This is a genomic window from candidate division WOR-3 bacterium (assembly GCA_016934535.1).
Taxonomy (GTDB): domain Bacteria; phylum SDB-A; class SDB-A; order SDB-A; family SDB-A; genus JAFGIG01.
In genome coordinates this window covers 1-13,879 of sequence record JAFGSQ010000052.1, presented here as the reverse complement: position 1 = coordinate 13,879, position 13,879 = coordinate 1, and the positions used below count along the sequence as shown (strand labels likewise).

Below are 13,879 nucleotides of genomic sequence, written 5' to 3'. Positions count from 1 at the left end.
TTTTCCTTCACGAAGTGAAGAAAATCATAAAGAAATATTTCTTTATAAAATTTGTATCACAAATTTTATAACTTCGTGGTAGAAATTGTATTTTTAAATATAGAAATTTTATTTATCAGTCTTTTCTGCTGATCCGGTCGAGCTTTTTGAGAATCATTTCCTGCCTCTTCGAAATACCGGCTAGCTTTTCTCCGACTATTCCAAGCATGAATGACAAAAAACCTCCGAGGACAAGCAATATAACGAGGTAAAGAAGAGGTCTGTAGCCGTGAGATAAAATCCTCAGGACAAGGGCGGTTAAAGCGACGACGGCTCCTGAAGCCATCGAGATTATTCCCATCGTACCGAAGACGAGCATCGGTTTTTTCATTATCCTGACTTCAGAAAAAACACCCAAAAGGTCGAGAAGTCCCACGGGTATTCTAAGTGGTGTGAATTTAGATTTCCCGCTTTTTCTCGGATAGAGTTTTACTTCAATTTCTCCTATTTTTGCTCCCGATTCGTGGGCGAGAATAACTATGTACCTGTGCCATTCCTTTCTCAAAGGTATGGAAAGGACTGATTTGCGGTTGTAGGCTTTGACTGAATTCATGTCTTTAACCGGTATTTTGAACAGCATTTTGCCCAGCGTGTTGTATATGCCCGATACGAATTTCTTTTCGTATTTTCCTATTTTTGCCCCGGTGACTATGTCGTAAATTCCTTTTACCACGGGCTCAGCCATTCTCGGAATGTCTTCGACGTCGAACTGAAGATCCGCTGGAAAAAAAACGAAAACGTCAGACCCCGCGGCTTCCTGACCCGCCTCGAGCGCCTTTGTTATGCCGAGTCTCCTCGGATGATGTATTACTTTTATCCATTCTTTTCCTTGAGCCAATTCGTCGGCGAGAGCCGGAGTGTTGTCAGTACTGCCGTCGTCTACTATAACGGCTTCAAATTTTATTTCGCTTTTTTTTTCGAGAGCAGTGAGATTCGCAAAAAGTTCATTCATATTTTCTTCTTCGTTGCAGGCGGGTATTATCACCGTGTAATCAAACTTCATCCATTCCTCCTTTGCCGAACTTCATCATAGGCAAAAAGACGAGACCGCTGAGACTGACGGCCAGTGAGACTGTGTAATAAAAAAGAGAAAGCGTAAGAGCTTCCGCAGACGAACAGCCGGCGTTTCCGAGCAGGAGCACAACGGACGCCTCTCTCGGACCCAGTCCCCCCGGTGTCGGTATCATCGAAACTATGTTTATAAAAGGAAGATAGCCGAGTAGAGATCCGAAAGAAACACCGGTGAGATTCAAGGCCTTTGCCAGAAAGAACATGTTAAAAGTCAGAAAAAGCTGAAGAAGCATCGAAAAGAATATTGCTTTGGCTGCTGTTGTAGGTTTGTCTGTGTAATTTTTGAAAGCTTCGTATAGCGTGACAAATCTCGATCCTATTTTGAAAATGTGGAGCTTTTTGAAATATCCGGTTATGAAAGCGAAAAATCTGTCGTTTGAAAAAAGGATAAGAAAAGCCGCCATGCAAACCAAAACACCGACTTCTACGGCAAATATAAGGAAAGCAAGATGGACATTGAAGTAAAACGGAAAACAGATTATTCCGAGGAGGATCATGCCTATCAGTCCGAAAAACCGGTCCGCTAAAAGAGAACTGAGAACCTCGCCTTTCTTTTTTGTTATCGAATAGGCGTAGGCTCCTCTTATAGCGTCCATGCCTATGGAAGCCGGAAGGATGTTGTTGTAAAGATATCCGATGAACTGGATTTTTACTGTCGTGAAATATTTTATTTTATTGCCGTGAGACGTCAAAAGAACGTGCCATCTGATAACGGACTGCATTATACCCGCAATGTTCGAAAGAACCGCCGCCGCAACTAAAAAAGGATTGCTCGACAGGACGAGACCGATCATTCCGAGCCAGAGGTTTTCCCCGCCGTGTGATTCAGCCCACAACGCGCCTTGATCTTTCTGGACTTTAAAAAAAACGACAAAAAGGATAGCTGAAGAAATTATCATTTTAAGCGCGAAAAATGCGAGATTTTTTATTTTCTTTTTCACGTCAAAATTCTTTCAATTAACTTCGATGTTTTTTCTGCGGCGTTTTCCCACGTGAGTTCTTTGACCCTTTCGAGTGCGTTTTTTTCTGTTGTTTTTCTTAATTTTTCGTTATTAAGAAAAGACGCGGCCGCGTCGGCCAGCGCATTGCAGTCGCCGTGTTTTACGAGAATCCCCGAGTAATTGTCAATTATTGAATCCCTTATGCCCGGCGAGTCGGACGCGACGACAGCCGTGCCGCACGCATTGGCTTCCACGCCGGTAAGTCCCCAACCCTCTTTTTCAGAAGTGTTCATGACTACGTGAGACTTCCTCATCCAGGAAATCTTTTCCTCCATGGTCACGAAGCCCGTGAATTCGTAATCTTCGGGTCTCAACAATTTCGACGCCAGTTTTTTAAGTTCCGCCGAAGCGTCTCCTTCTCCGACTATGACGAGTTTTATGTCAGGAAAATCTTTTTTCAATATACTTACGGCTTTGATGGGAAGATCTACTCTTTTGTATTTTTTTATTCTCCCGACGTAGACTATGAGAGGTGTCGCGCTTTTACTTCCTCCGGGATTGTATACATTATGATCTATTCCGCAGTGGATGACGTGCACCCTGTTTCCGTCAAATCCGCGCCTGACGAGATCTTCTTTTGTGGATTCGGATATGACTTCGATGTCGAGTTTTCCGTAAACTTTTAAAAGACCTTTTTCCCAGAGATATACGTAGAAAGCGAGGGGAACGGAAGCTTCCCTGAAAACCGTTGTGCCGAACAGATGAGGCACAACCGGCAGGACCGGCACTTTTGACCACAGAGGTGAATAAAACGGGAGTTTGTTAATATCCTCGACGAGGAGATCAAATTTTTCATTCGACAATTTTTTTAAGTAGAAGTTCCTGGCGTCAAAATTGAAAGTGGCTCTTCTTCCTGTCCTAATGATGTTTATGTCGTCAATCACTTCTTCTTTTTTTGAACCTTCGAATGCTGAACACAAAAGATATATTTCATTGCCCGATCGTGCTATTCTTGAGAAAATTTCCTCGAGATGTATCTCTGCGCCTCCGCCGTAAGGATTTTTTCTGTCTCCCCAATTTATAAGAAGTATTTTCATCTGTAATTATCCAGTATTTCCCTTATCTCATCTTCTATTTTTCTTTTTGGTGTATAGCCCGTCGTCTTTTCTATTTTTTCCGGTGAACCGAGCTGGAACTCCGGATCAGAAGCCCTCAGCAAATCGTCGCTTTGAACTATTTCGGCTTCCACTCCCGCAATATCTTTCATCATGTTAAGTATTTGAAGAAGGCTGATGTCTTGTCTGCCCGCCAGGTTGTATATCTCTCCCTTTTGGGCTTTATCTATCATCGCCAGATAAAAAACTACTGCGTCTTCAACGCTTATGTATGTCCTTACAGGTCCTAGATTGCCTGTTTTAATCTCTGGCGCCAGAATGCCTTTTTTAATGTCCATTATTTGTTTGGCCATTGACGGGATAAAAAACCTGCCGTTCTGGCCCTTTCCGACTTGGGGAAAAGGTCTGATCACCGAGCAATTCATGTTGAATGACCGCGAATACTGCAAAACAGCTATTTCAGCCGCGGCCTTGCTCGCTCCATACGGGCTGAGAGGCGCGACCAGATCGTTTTCAGTCGCTTTTCTTCCTCCCGTGTCGCCGTATACTTCTGAAGATGATACGTAAATGAATTTTATGTCGGTTTCCCTCATGGTCTCAAGAAAATTAATAGTACCTTCAAAATTGACTTTAAACGTCGTCGAAGCGTCGCTAAAAGAATATCCTGCGCTAGATTGGGCGGCGAAATGATAGACAATGTCCGGTCTGGTTTCTTCGATGAGTTTCCTGACATCTTTGAAATCCGTAATATCTATCGTGACAAGATCGAACTCTTTTTTTTCATCACAGACTTCAGAAAGCGAAGTTCCGACTGTTTTAAAGCGTTTGTCGCGGGATAATTTTGACGCAACCATTCCTCCGACGAAACCATCAGCGCCTGTAACAAGTACAGTTTTTAAAGAAATATCATAAATCATAAAGCTTTGCTTTGCAATATTCCTTTAAAATACTGTTTTTCGACTGATTTGGCTCAACGATAAGTTTTTCATATTTTTTTGAATATTCTTCAGTCGGTTCATTCTTGAAAATGCCAACCGGTATTTTGTCTTTTCTTGCCTCCGGGTCGAGTTTTTCGTAGGCAGTAAAGGGTAATGTCATACCTTTCAGCCAGTCTATCATGCTGAAAGATGTTTTCAACTTGTTCCTTTTTCCGAATTGAACGTGGCAAAAGCTCAATATCTCGACGACAGCGAATCCGTCGTATGTCAGCGCTTTGAAAATTATGTCGTCAAGGGCCGGAACGTGCACCGCGGTGCTTCTTGCGACAAAACCTGCTCCCGCGCCTGTCGCCAGAGCCGTAATGTCGAAATTACCGTCAATGTTGCCGTAAGGAGTCGTCGAAGCTATGGCTTTTTGGGGAGTCGTGGGAGAAAACTGGCCTCCGGTCATTCCGTAAATGTAATTATTGAACACCAGGGCAGTGATGTTAAGGTTTCTTCTCGCGGCGTGGATGAAATGATTACCGCCGATCGCTACAGCGTCGCCGTCCCCCATCACTGATATGACATTGAGTTTCGGATTGGAAAATTTAATGCCGGCAGCGAAAGCGAGTGATCTTCCGTGAGTGGTGTGAAGAGTATTAAAGTCGACGTATCCTGGAGTTCTGCTCGAACAGCCTATCCCGGAGACGAGAGCTATGTCGTCTTTTTTCCAACCTGTCTTGTGTATGGCTCTTATGAGAGAACCCAGGATGATGCCGTGGCCGCATCCGGGGCACCAGATGTGAGGCAGCTTGTTCCTTCTGAGATAGGACAGGACTATTTCGGTTTTCATTTTGAGTCTCCTTCAATTTCGGTTACAGTTATCGCGAAATCAGGACAGACATACTCGCACCTGAGACATCCTATGCAGTCGTTTTGTCTTGCGCCGAAAGCTTTCTGCAACAAGTTGAGTTCGAGAACTTTTTTGGGACACTGAGTGACGCAGTTTTCGCATCCCTTGCAAAGCTTTTCGTCAACCGTGATCTTAAATTTTTTTGTCTGCAAAACTTGACCTCCTATATAAAAACGAGACCTATTAATTTCTCGAGATTCTCTCTCGAATTTGACATCAATCTGCGGTAATATTCTTCAAAATCGGAAGAATTTCTGCCGTTGTATGGAATCACAGAAGATTTAAAATTTCTGGAAAGTTCGGTCGTATCTATTACATTCGTTTTTGATACTGTTAATCTCATGAATTGTCTTATTTCCCTCAATTGCTTGAGATAAAGGGCGGCTCTAGCGACGAGATCCGATGTTGCCGGCATTCTTTCCGCCAGCTCCTGGACCAGTTCTTCCCCGTATTTGAAGACTACTCCGTATTTGGCTTTCAATATTAGAAAAATCATCTCGATGTCTTTTATTCCACCGGGGCTTTCTTTGACATTGTATATGAAATCGGAATTGTTTTCGTGTCTGCCTGTTATTTCATCGAGCATTTTTTTAGCGAAAATGTCCCATTTGGTGAAAATTTCTTCTTCTATCAGCTCGCTTTTGAATTTTTCCAAAAACATTTCAGAGCCGGTAATTAATTTTGACTCGAGGATCTGGGATTTTTCGATGAAAGTGTCAGATGTGTTTTTTTGGAAAAATGACTTTAAATCGCTCATTTTAGTCACGTATGTGCCGAAATGATCGGCCAGTCTGAACTGCGGAATGGTGCCTGTCTTTACTATTTCTCTGCTCATTCTCGAAAGAATTTTATTGTATGAAGTAAATAGGTCGGTCTCTTCCGTGTCCATAATGACGAGTATGTCTATGTCATCGTTGAATGAACTTTCTCGGGCGAGACTGCCCACTATAAAAAACAAAAAAAGGTCTTCCCCTTTTAACCTCAAAGATTTCTGCTCTTCCAATTCCAGAAAACACACGTCGAAAAGCGTGACCAGATAATCGTTGTTAAGCTCAATAAAATCCTTTGAAATCCCGTCGTAAGATTTACCTCCTATTGCTTCGAGGCCGATGTTCAAGAATTTCAGATTGTAAAATCGCGTCAAAAGCGACTTTTGAGTCTGTCTGTTGACAGTTCTCGATATCTCGGCAAATATTCCCGAGCATATGTCTTCGATTTTTTCCTCGGATTCTATCAGTTTTACTATCCATGGGTCGGAAAGAAGGATTTTTTGGAAATATTTTCTGAAATAGCGGCTGCCTTCAGCGTAAATGTTGAGAACATTCTTGAAATTGTAGTTTTTTGATTTTTTAGATTTCTTTTCAGAGGAATCTTCCCTGAGATTGGCGAAGGTTTCTTTTATTTTTAGAAGAGTTTCTCTGTCAATACTTTCGAGAAGAAGGCAGAGCCCTATATTGTTTTTTTCGAAAAATCCGACGAGTGAAAAAAGAAGATCCGGTGTGTTTTGAAAGCTGTTTGTCAGGTACAAAAGAAACTCATCCCTGACCGGCAACATCTCTTTGTAGTTTTTTTGAGTTCCTAACATGACGATGAATGATACGAGACCGTCAAAAGTGTACTCGATGCGCGAAAAAAGTCCTTTGAGGATGACTTTCCTTAACCTAGGATCAAGAGAGAGATAATCTCTCGCGAATACCCGCAAAAGCCTGAAATCGTCCAGTGAGAAGGCTTCGAGTATGTCGTCCCAGAAATCGGAACCCTTGAAAATGTCAGAATTTTTCGCGAAATTGACGGCGAGGTTACCCTTGTTTTCCGTGAGGACCTCATTTATGAGAGTTATCCTTTTCAGGTATTCCCGGCAGTCATCGAGCATGAATTCTACGATTTTCTTGACTCGCCTCAAATGGTCGTAATATCTTATAAGGAGGTGTTCTAAGCTAGACACAGCACCGATGGAGTCAATCCCCATTATCCCTGCTATCTGCTTAAGCGTGTTCACGTTTTCAGGAACATCGAGCTGGATCAGTTCTTCCTGTGTTCCATAGAGCATGAACAAAAACCTCAGAGTTTCGACAAAAGCCAGACTTTCTCCAATGGCTTTGTAGATGTCCCAGTTCTTTGAATCAAAATATTTAAGTTTATCGAGCACTGCCCATGGATTTTTTTTATATATACCGTATCTTGTCTTTTGAACTGTTATCAGCGCTTTTATCATTCTCAGAGCGTCGTTTTTCGGATTTATGTATTCCGATTCAATCTTTCTGTTGAGATAAATTCTTATCTCGCCCAAAATCATCCTGAGATACGCTTCGTGATACCTGACGTCGGGAGAATATTCCGGATAAAAAAGCTGAAATACCTCTTCTTCAAATTCTTCCATCAGGTTATGCGGCCCATAAATTCTCTTCGCGCCGATTATTTCGGTTATGAAGACAAAATTTGAAACATTTTGAACGGCAAAACCGATGAATTCCGCTACAGTCGCGCTGTATTTGCCATTGTCTATGCTTTCAGCCAGATGAAAATGCATCGTGGTTCCGTACTTGGTCATCACTTTGTTGACTCGGCTCAGCAGTTTGTCGAGATCTTTTGTGTCGCTGTCAACGGTTATTACGGCGGCATCTATGTCGTCCATGTCTGTTCTTGTGCCTACACTCGCTATTATAAATGGCGGGATTCTAAGGTCTGCTGAAAGGATTGGTATCAGATTCTCGAGAAATATTGACGTCAGGGATCTGAATTTCCATCCGATTTCGCGCATGAAATTCTCGTATGCTTTCAGAGGATCCGACTTGATGACCGCGGGTCTTATGAAATCTATAGTAGTGACGTTGAGCTGGACAAGTTTTATTGCATAATAAGTCCCCAGATGCTTCACTTTGTCCGCGCATTCTATTTCGAGTCCGGCTATTACGGCCATCTCTCTCGATATCTGTTTGTCGAAATCCGGAAGGCTGTGAGAAAGGTGAATTTCGTCGGACAAATTTTTCCGTGCCAGCTCTTCCATCAGAGATTCGTAGTTGCTTTCAATGAAAAAAGCGTATTTCCGCATGTGGTTGCCCCATCCGGAAATCTCCTCCAAATTCCTCTGAAGAGGCGTCAGAAGTTTAAGTTCGGCGCTTTTCAAGAATGGCCTTAAAGCCCCTGAAGCTCTTTCCCTTTTTCGTAACCAAGTTCATAAGCCTGAAGATTGATGTCCTCGGTTCCTCTCGGAACCCTCGACTTTATAGCTTCTTTTACTGTTTCAACGGGAAGTATGTTCGAAAGATTCACGACTATCCCGAGGGCGACCATGTTCGCGACGATAGGTTTTTTAAGGTCTCTGACCGCGATGCTTGTTATGTCGGAAGGATACACTCTTACTCCTTCGACTTCTTTGGGCGAGTGAACGAGTTCCTTGTCGTAGACAATAACGCCGCCGTTTTTCGTCATTCCCGAGTATTTGTCAAAAGCTTCCTGTGTCATCGCCAGCAGAAAATCCACCTGTCCGGCTTTCGGATAATCTATGTCTTCATCCGATATTATTACTTCGCTCCTGCTGGCTCCGCCTCGGGATTCAGGTCCGTATGACTGGCTCTGGGTCGCGTTCAGGTCTGCGAATATAGCCGCGGCTTCGGCGAGGATTTTTCCTATCAATATCAAACCCTGCCCGCCTGCGCCGCTCAATCTGATTTCGTAACGAAAAGACATTCCTTGTCCCCTTTTAAAATTTTTCTATAACGTTTAGAATATCGTTGGGGTGCATCGATTCGCCGTCGTACCTGTTTGCACCAAGAACTTTGACGTTTTTCGGTATTGCACGTTCCACTTCGCGTATCGCCTGACCCATGTTCATTTCGGCGACGATTATTCCCTTAAGCTTCTCCGAGGCTTTCGCCAGCTCTTTGTCGGGAAACGGCCATAGTGTCAAAGCTTTCATAAGTCCGATTTTGACACCTTTCTCACGCGCCATTTTTACGGCCTTCCTCGCACACCTGGCCGAACTGCCGTACGAAAAAACGAGATACTCGGCGTCCTCGGCATCTATCAGCTCCGTCATCACAATAGAATCACGCGCCATGTCAAATTTCTTTTTCCATCTGTCTTTAAGCGCTTTTATTTTGGCGTTGTCGTTTGTGGGAAAACCCGTGTCGTCGTGCATCAGTCCCGTGACATGATGTCTGTAACCGCTTCCGAATGCCGCCATGGGCGGAACTCCGTCATCAGTGGTCTCGTACGGTTTGAAGTTTTCGGGTTCCACGCCGGGTTTTTTTCTTTCTATTATTTCCGCCTCTCCAGGTTCCGGTAATATCATTTTTTCAGTCATGTGCCCGACTATCTCGTCCATCAAAAGAATCACGGGCGTTCTGTATTTTTCGGAAATGTTGAACGATTTGATTGTCAGTTCGAAAGTTTCCTGAACACTGCTCGGAGAAAGCACGACTATGAAATGATCCCCGTGAGTTCCCCACCTGCTCTGCATGAAATCTTCCTGTGAAGGCATCGTCGGACTGCCCGTCGAAGGGCCCCCTCTCTGAACGTTGACTATAACGCACGGGATTTCGGCGTGACACGCGTAACCGATGTTCTCCTGTTTGAGGCTGAAACCCGGTCCGGATGTCGCGGTCAAGGATTTTATTCCGTTGAGGCTCGCACCGATAATTGCGGCCATCGAAGCTATCTCGTCCTCCATCTGTATGAACTTTCCTCCGACTTGAGGAAGCATGACCGCCATTTCTTCGGCGATCTCACTCGATGGCGTAATCGGATAACCGGCAAAAAATCTGCAGCCGGCTATTATGGCTCCATACGCGCAGGCTTCGTTGCCGTGCATCATTTTTTTAATCATCAATCCTCCTGTCGAAATTCGTCTCTTTTAATTTTTTTTGTGCAAGTTTAACATATTCAGCGGCGGATTCGGAAATCTTTAGCACCTCTTCCTGGCATACAGCCCTTTTAATTTTCGCGGGTATTCCGGCCGCAAGCGAATTCTCTTCGATTTTCTGATTCTCGAGCACGACTGCACCGGCCGCTACGACGGAATTTTTTCCGACCACGGCACCGTCCAGTATTACGGCCCCCATGCCGATCAACACGTTGTCTTCAATCCTGCACCCGTGTACTATGGCGCCGTGTCCCACTGTTACATTTTTTCCTATTACAGCCGGAAGTACGTGCGTTACGTGAACAATGCATCCGTCCTGAATGTTGGTGTTCTCGCCTACTTCGATGTGATTTATGTCGGCTCTCAAAACCGCGCAGTGCCAGATGTTGGCGTTTTGTCCAAGCCTCACGTCTCCTTCAACCACGGCTCGGTCGCTCAGAAAAACTTGGGGCATATTTTCCTCACTTTGATATAATTCTCAATCCTTCATCCGAAAACATGAAAAAGGCTTGCGGATGTATGAAATAACTGGTTACTCCTGAATTTTCAGTATAGCTCTCGATAACATTTCCGTTTTTGTCGAGTACAGTTAATGAACTGTCGGAAGCCACGACAAGGGCGTCTTTGAAAATGAAAGGCTGTCCGAAAAATCCTTTTTTGATCCAGTTCATCTCACTATTCTTCAGAGAATATGAAAAAACGATTTTGTCTCCGAAAAGGCTAGAAACTACTACTTCGTCTCCGTCAACTGCGGCAAAAGACGGAGAAGAGATAGGAAGCAATCTGAATTTTCCGTAAAGAGAACCGTCCGAGGGATTTAAGATGTGGAATGTTCCGGCGCAGTCAAAAACCGATGGTCTCGATCCGGTCATAACAGGAACCGATCTGACTGGAAAAAAGCTTCCCGTAAAATAAGTCCAGGACAGCGTGAATTTTTTGAGATCGAAACATAAAATCTCTCCTCCGGCAGAAGGGACGTACATTTTACCTTCGTTTACAAGGGGAGAGACTCTGCCGCAGCCCGTGAAATTCAACCCTTCGACGCGGGCTTCGGTAGAGCCGTCCGAAGAGGAAACACCTCGCACACCGTTTTCAGTGATCAATATCAGATTGCCGCCATTTAGCACGGGCAGGGAAATTATTTTTTCTTCAAGTGATACTTCCCAAACCAAAGAAAAACCGGCGTCAAGTTTGATCAGAACGCTGTCTTCGCAAACCGCGAAAAAGTATTGACCGGACTGTATTACCGAAGAAAAATATCGGCCGGTCTCTTTAATTACGGACAAGGTGCCCGCTGCGGGATCAAAAAATAAAATTTCTCCGTCTGATGCAAATACAGCATAACCGGTTTCATGAATAAAAACTCCGACCGGTCTTATCTGAACGGCGAAAAAGAGTTCTTTTCCGAACTCTTCGACGCCTTTTGTTCTGTAAGGAGAATGATCGCGGCTTCCGCCGTAAATTGAAAAATCGTATTTCGCTTCGTGAAGCGAAGAGCATGACAAAACCAATAAACCGGTTAATAAAAAAAAGATTGTATGCAAACACTTTTCATTTTTTGCCGATGACGCAAAAAACACCGTTCCCTCCCGCGGCTATAAAAATTTCTCCCGATTTTTCAAAATACTTCACGTTTTGCAAAGGCAGCATAAGAGCCTCATTCACTCTTCCTGTCCACCTGTCAACGGCGAGAAATTGACCTGATATACTTACGCACAGGACATTTTCGCTGTCCGTCAAAGGCTTGGTCAAATAAACATTGCCTGTTCTGAGATTCCAGAGAAATTCTTCAGATCCCCTGAAATATACACCTATATCACCGTTTTCTGCAATATAATACATGTCTTCGCACTGGACGTCAAAGACAAACCCCTCACCTTCGAAAAGTGAACGGCTCATCAGTATTCTCCCGTCGAAGCTTTCGACGGTGAGAAGTGTCCCGTCGTCAAACGAGACAAATACCGTGTCGTCAGAAACGGCAAAATCAGCCGGAATTGCCGCACCTTCGAAAGGAGAAAACCACAAAATATTTCCGCTTTTTGAATCGAGGCACCAGAGTGCTTTTCTCGTCAGAAACAGAATTTTTCCGCTGTTTTTTACAGGCCTTCTCATTCCGACTCCCTTGGCTTGTGTTATGTCTATTTCTGAAACGTAGAGGACCTCGTGGTCGAATATAAATATCTCACCGTCAAGCTTCTGATAGAATATCTTTCCGGGGCCTTCCGCCGAAGGCATGTATCTGCCTCTGGAAATCCTGAATTCCCTGACCATGGACCAATTTTCGTCAAAAAGCCTGACGTAAGCGTCGCTGAAAAGGACGGCACACCCTTCACTGACGCAGTTTATCTGAGACACGGACCCGTCGAAAAAAGTATCGTCGAGAATCTTGCCGTTTTTCAGTGAATAAAGCGCGATTCTTCCGGTGGAAGTCCCTATCATCAGAGCCGAATCTCCGGACGCGTCCCACGAAGTGATTTCACCGTCCATCGAATCCGAAAACAATACAAAATAATTTGTGGAATCTATCTTGCTAAAAATTTCTTTCGAATTTTTCGAGCACGAAACGCAGAAGTTAAGGACAAAAAACATTGACGCCAAAAGATACAAAAAAAGTTTTTCAGTCCGCTTTGACCGCGTATAAGGCATTTTTTGTCGCTTTCACGATTTTTATGTTTGTCCATATTCCGCTCTGTAACTCTCTTTTTTCGTCTTTAATGAAAACCGCCTTGTCGACATCAGGCATGTCCCAATCGGTTCTCGCGACGGCGTAAGAACCCGCGTAACCGTCAATTATCGCCTGGATTTTAAGACCTTCCCGCATTTTGTCTTTGCCGAGCATTACCACGTCCAGGTTTTTTTTTACTTCGAAATATCTTTTTCTGGCTGTTTTTCTAGCGGGTATATTTTGAAAACTTTTTGCCTGTGTGTTGTCTTCCCGGCTGTATATAAATACACCGGATCTTTCGAAACCGATTTTCCTGGAAGCGGTTATAATTTTCGCGACGTCTCGGTCTGTCTCTCCTGGAAATCCGACTATAAAAGTGGTCCTGAAGGCCGACCCCGGAATTTTTTGACGAAGTTTCGAAAACAGATCCACGAGTTCTGCGCCGGTTGAATTTCTGTTCATTTTTTTAAGCAGTTTGTCGGAAAAATGCTGAACCGGTATATCGAGGCATTTTATCATTTTTTCAGTTCCAGCGATTTTTTCCGCCAGTCTGTCGTCAATTCCATTAGGATGAAGGTAAGGTATCCTGTATTTCACCCCGGGATATACGCATTTTTCCATTTTACCCAAAAGTTTCGGCATAAGACTTTTACCTGCTTTGTCTTTCCCGTACGCCGTCGAATCCTGCGACACGAGTATAATTTCAGTGCATCCCTCGTCCTGGAGTCTTTTGACGTCGTCTGTGACATGCTTTATTTCTCTGCTTCTTAAAGGTCCTCTAATAAACGGTATTGCGCAATACGAGCAGTTGTTGAGACAGCCCTCGGAAATTTTTACGAGCCCGACATGAAACAATCCCATTCTGTTTCTCGGTCCATCGAGTTCAGGCAGAGAAAAATCATCCGTCTGCTCGGTGTTTTTAAGAGTTTTTAGGAATAAAGCCGGGTTGGAGCCGTCCACCCAAAGATCGACTTCAGGCAGATTTTTTTTTAATTCTGCCTTGTGTCTTCTGAAAATACATCCTCCGACGACGAGAACGGATTTTTTCTTTTTTGCAAGATACATCTCGAGTATTGTTTCTATGCTCTCTTTTCTTGCATCTTCAGTAAATCCGCATCCAAGGAAAATCAAAACATCCGCTCTCTCCGGAGCGTGAACTTCGTCAAAGGAATTTTTCTTCAACGCCGCCGATATCAGTTCGGCGTCTATGTGGTTTCTCTGACATCCGTTGAAATCTATAAAAAAATTTTTCATTCTTGCTTTGTCAAAAAATGATGTTTATAATTGCCTTTTTCTGCCTGCCGGAGTGGCGGAACTGGTAGACGCACTGGACTCAAAATCCAGCGGGGTT

The 13,879-nt window shown here is 43.9% G+C and carries 13 protein-coding genes; all 13 read right to left on the bottom strand.

Going from position 1 to position 13,879, the window contains the following annotated elements; genetic code table 11:
• Nucleotides 1–115 precede the first annotated feature (115 nt).
• The 13 genes from JXL83_07790 to JXL83_07730 are packed head-to-tail and all read right to left on the bottom strand — an operon-like array spanning nucleotide 116 to nucleotide 13,782.
• Nucleotides 116–1,042 (bottom strand): glycosyltransferase family 2 protein, encoded by a 927-nt coding sequence (locus JXL83_07790; protein ID MBN2364018.1) that lies wholly within the window; start codon nucleotides 1,040–1,042, stop codon nucleotides 116–118.
• On the bottom strand, nucleotides 1,032–2,051 hold the full coding sequence (locus tag JXL83_07785) for a flippase-like domain-containing protein (protein MBN2364017.1): 1,020 nt from the start codon (nucleotides 2,049–2,051) through the stop codon (nucleotides 1,032–1,034). Before JXL83_07785 ends, JXL83_07790 begins: the two co-directional genes overlap by 11 nt.
• Entirely contained in the window at nucleotides 2,048–3,148 is a 1,101-nt protein-coding gene (locus JXL83_07780) for a glycosyltransferase family 4 protein (protein MBN2364016.1), read from the bottom strand. The genes JXL83_07785 and JXL83_07780 overlap by 4 nt, the downstream gene beginning before the upstream one ends.
• Nucleotides 3,145–4,083: a GDP-mannose 4,6-dehydratase gene (locus JXL83_07775; protein MBN2364015.1), complete on the bottom strand. Its 939-nt coding sequence runs from the start codon at nucleotides 4,081–4,083 to the stop codon at nucleotides 3,145–3,147. Before JXL83_07775 ends, JXL83_07780 begins: the two co-directional genes overlap by 4 nt.
• A complete protein-coding gene (locus JXL83_07770) occupies nucleotides 4,073–4,939 on the bottom strand; it encodes a 2-oxoacid:ferredoxin oxidoreductase subunit beta (protein ID MBN2364014.1) in 867 nt (288 codons plus the stop codon). The genes JXL83_07775 and JXL83_07770 overlap by 11 nt, the downstream gene beginning before the upstream one ends.
• On the bottom strand, nucleotides 4,936–5,151 hold the full coding sequence (locus tag JXL83_07765) for a 4Fe-4S binding protein (GenBank protein MBN2364013.1): 216 nt from the start codon (nucleotides 5,149–5,151) through the stop codon (nucleotides 4,936–4,938). Before JXL83_07765 ends, JXL83_07770 begins: the two co-directional genes overlap by 4 nt.
• Nucleotides 5,152–5,162: 11 nt before the next feature.
• Nucleotides 5,163–8,126, bottom strand: a complete 2,964-nt coding sequence (locus JXL83_07760; protein MBN2364012.1) for a hypothetical protein — start codon at nucleotides 8,124–8,126, stop codon at nucleotides 5,163–5,165.
• 8 nt (nucleotides 8,127–8,134) lie between these two features.
• Complete coding sequence (locus JXL83_07755; protein MBN2364011.1) at nucleotides 8,135–8,689, bottom strand: 2-oxoacid:acceptor oxidoreductase family protein; 555 nt, start codon at nucleotides 8,687–8,689, stop codon at nucleotides 8,135–8,137.
• A 13-nt stretch (nucleotides 8,690–8,702) separates the two neighbouring features.
• Entirely contained in the window at nucleotides 8,703–9,827 is a 1,125-nt protein-coding gene (locus JXL83_07750; GenBank protein MBN2364010.1) for a 2-oxoacid:acceptor oxidoreductase subunit alpha, read from the bottom strand.
• Nucleotides 9,820–10,317 carry a gamma carbonic anhydrase family protein gene (locus tag JXL83_07745; GenBank protein ID MBN2364009.1) on the bottom strand — a complete coding sequence of 166 codons (498 nt, stop codon included), beginning with the start codon at nucleotides 10,315–10,317 and terminating at the stop codon, nucleotides 9,820–9,822. Before JXL83_07745 ends, JXL83_07750 begins: the two co-directional genes overlap by 8 nt.
• 7 nt (nucleotides 10,318–10,324) lie before the next feature.
• Nucleotides 10,325–11,443, bottom strand: coding sequence for a PQQ-binding-like beta-propeller repeat protein (locus JXL83_07740; protein MBN2364008.1), 1,119 nt, complete (start codon nucleotides 11,441–11,443; stop codon nucleotides 10,325–10,327).
• Nucleotides 11,415–12,452, bottom strand: a complete 1,038-nt coding sequence (locus JXL83_07735) for a PQQ-binding-like beta-propeller repeat protein (GenBank protein ID MBN2364007.1) — start codon at nucleotides 12,450–12,452, stop codon at nucleotides 11,415–11,417. Before JXL83_07735 ends, JXL83_07740 begins: the two co-directional genes overlap by 29 nt.
• Nucleotides 12,453–12,480: 28 nt before the next feature.
• The gene (locus JXL83_07730; protein ID MBN2364006.1) at nucleotides 12,481–13,782 is read right to left on the bottom strand and encodes a MiaB/RimO family radical SAM methylthiotransferase; all 1,302 of its coding nucleotides are present in this window, start codon (nucleotides 13,780–13,782) and stop codon (nucleotides 12,481–12,483) included.
• Nucleotides 13,783–13,879 lie beyond the last annotated feature (97 nt).

Excerpts from the sequence above, each read along its gene's own strand:
- JXL83_07770 (MBN2364014.1), bottom strand. The coding sequence starts at position 4,939 with ATGAAAACCGAAATAGTCCTGTCCTATCTCAGAAGGAACAAGCTGCCT.
- JXL83_07750 (MBN2364010.1), bottom strand. The coding sequence starts at position 9,827 with ATGATTAAAAAAATGATGCACGGCAACGAAGCCTGCGCGTATGGAGCC.
- JXL83_07755 (MBN2364011.1), bottom strand. The coding sequence starts at position 8,689 with ATGTCTTTTCGTTACGAAATCAGATTGAGCGGCGCAGGCGGGCAGGGT.
- JXL83_07735 (MBN2364007.1), bottom strand. The coding sequence starts at position 12,452 with ATGTTTTTTGTCCTTAACTTCTGCGTTTCGTGCTCGAAAAATTCGAAA.
- JXL83_07780 (MBN2364016.1), bottom strand. The coding sequence starts at position 3,148 with ATGAAAATACTTCTTATAAATTGGGGAGACAGAAAAAATCCTTACGGC.
- JXL83_07790 (MBN2364018.1), bottom strand. The coding sequence starts at position 1,042 with ATGAAGTTTGATTACACGGTGATAATACCCGCCTGCAACGAAGAAGAA.
- JXL83_07775 (MBN2364015.1), bottom strand. The coding sequence starts at position 4,083 with ATGATTTATGATATTTCTTTAAAAACTGTACTTGTTACAGGCGCTGAT.
- JXL83_07745 (MBN2364009.1), bottom strand. The coding sequence starts at position 10,317 with ATGCCCCAAGTTTTTCTGAGCGACCGAGCCGTGGTTGAAGGAGACGTG.
- JXL83_07730 (MBN2364006.1), bottom strand. The coding sequence starts at position 13,782 with ATGAAAAATTTTTTTATAGATTTCAACGGATGTCAGAGAAACCACATA.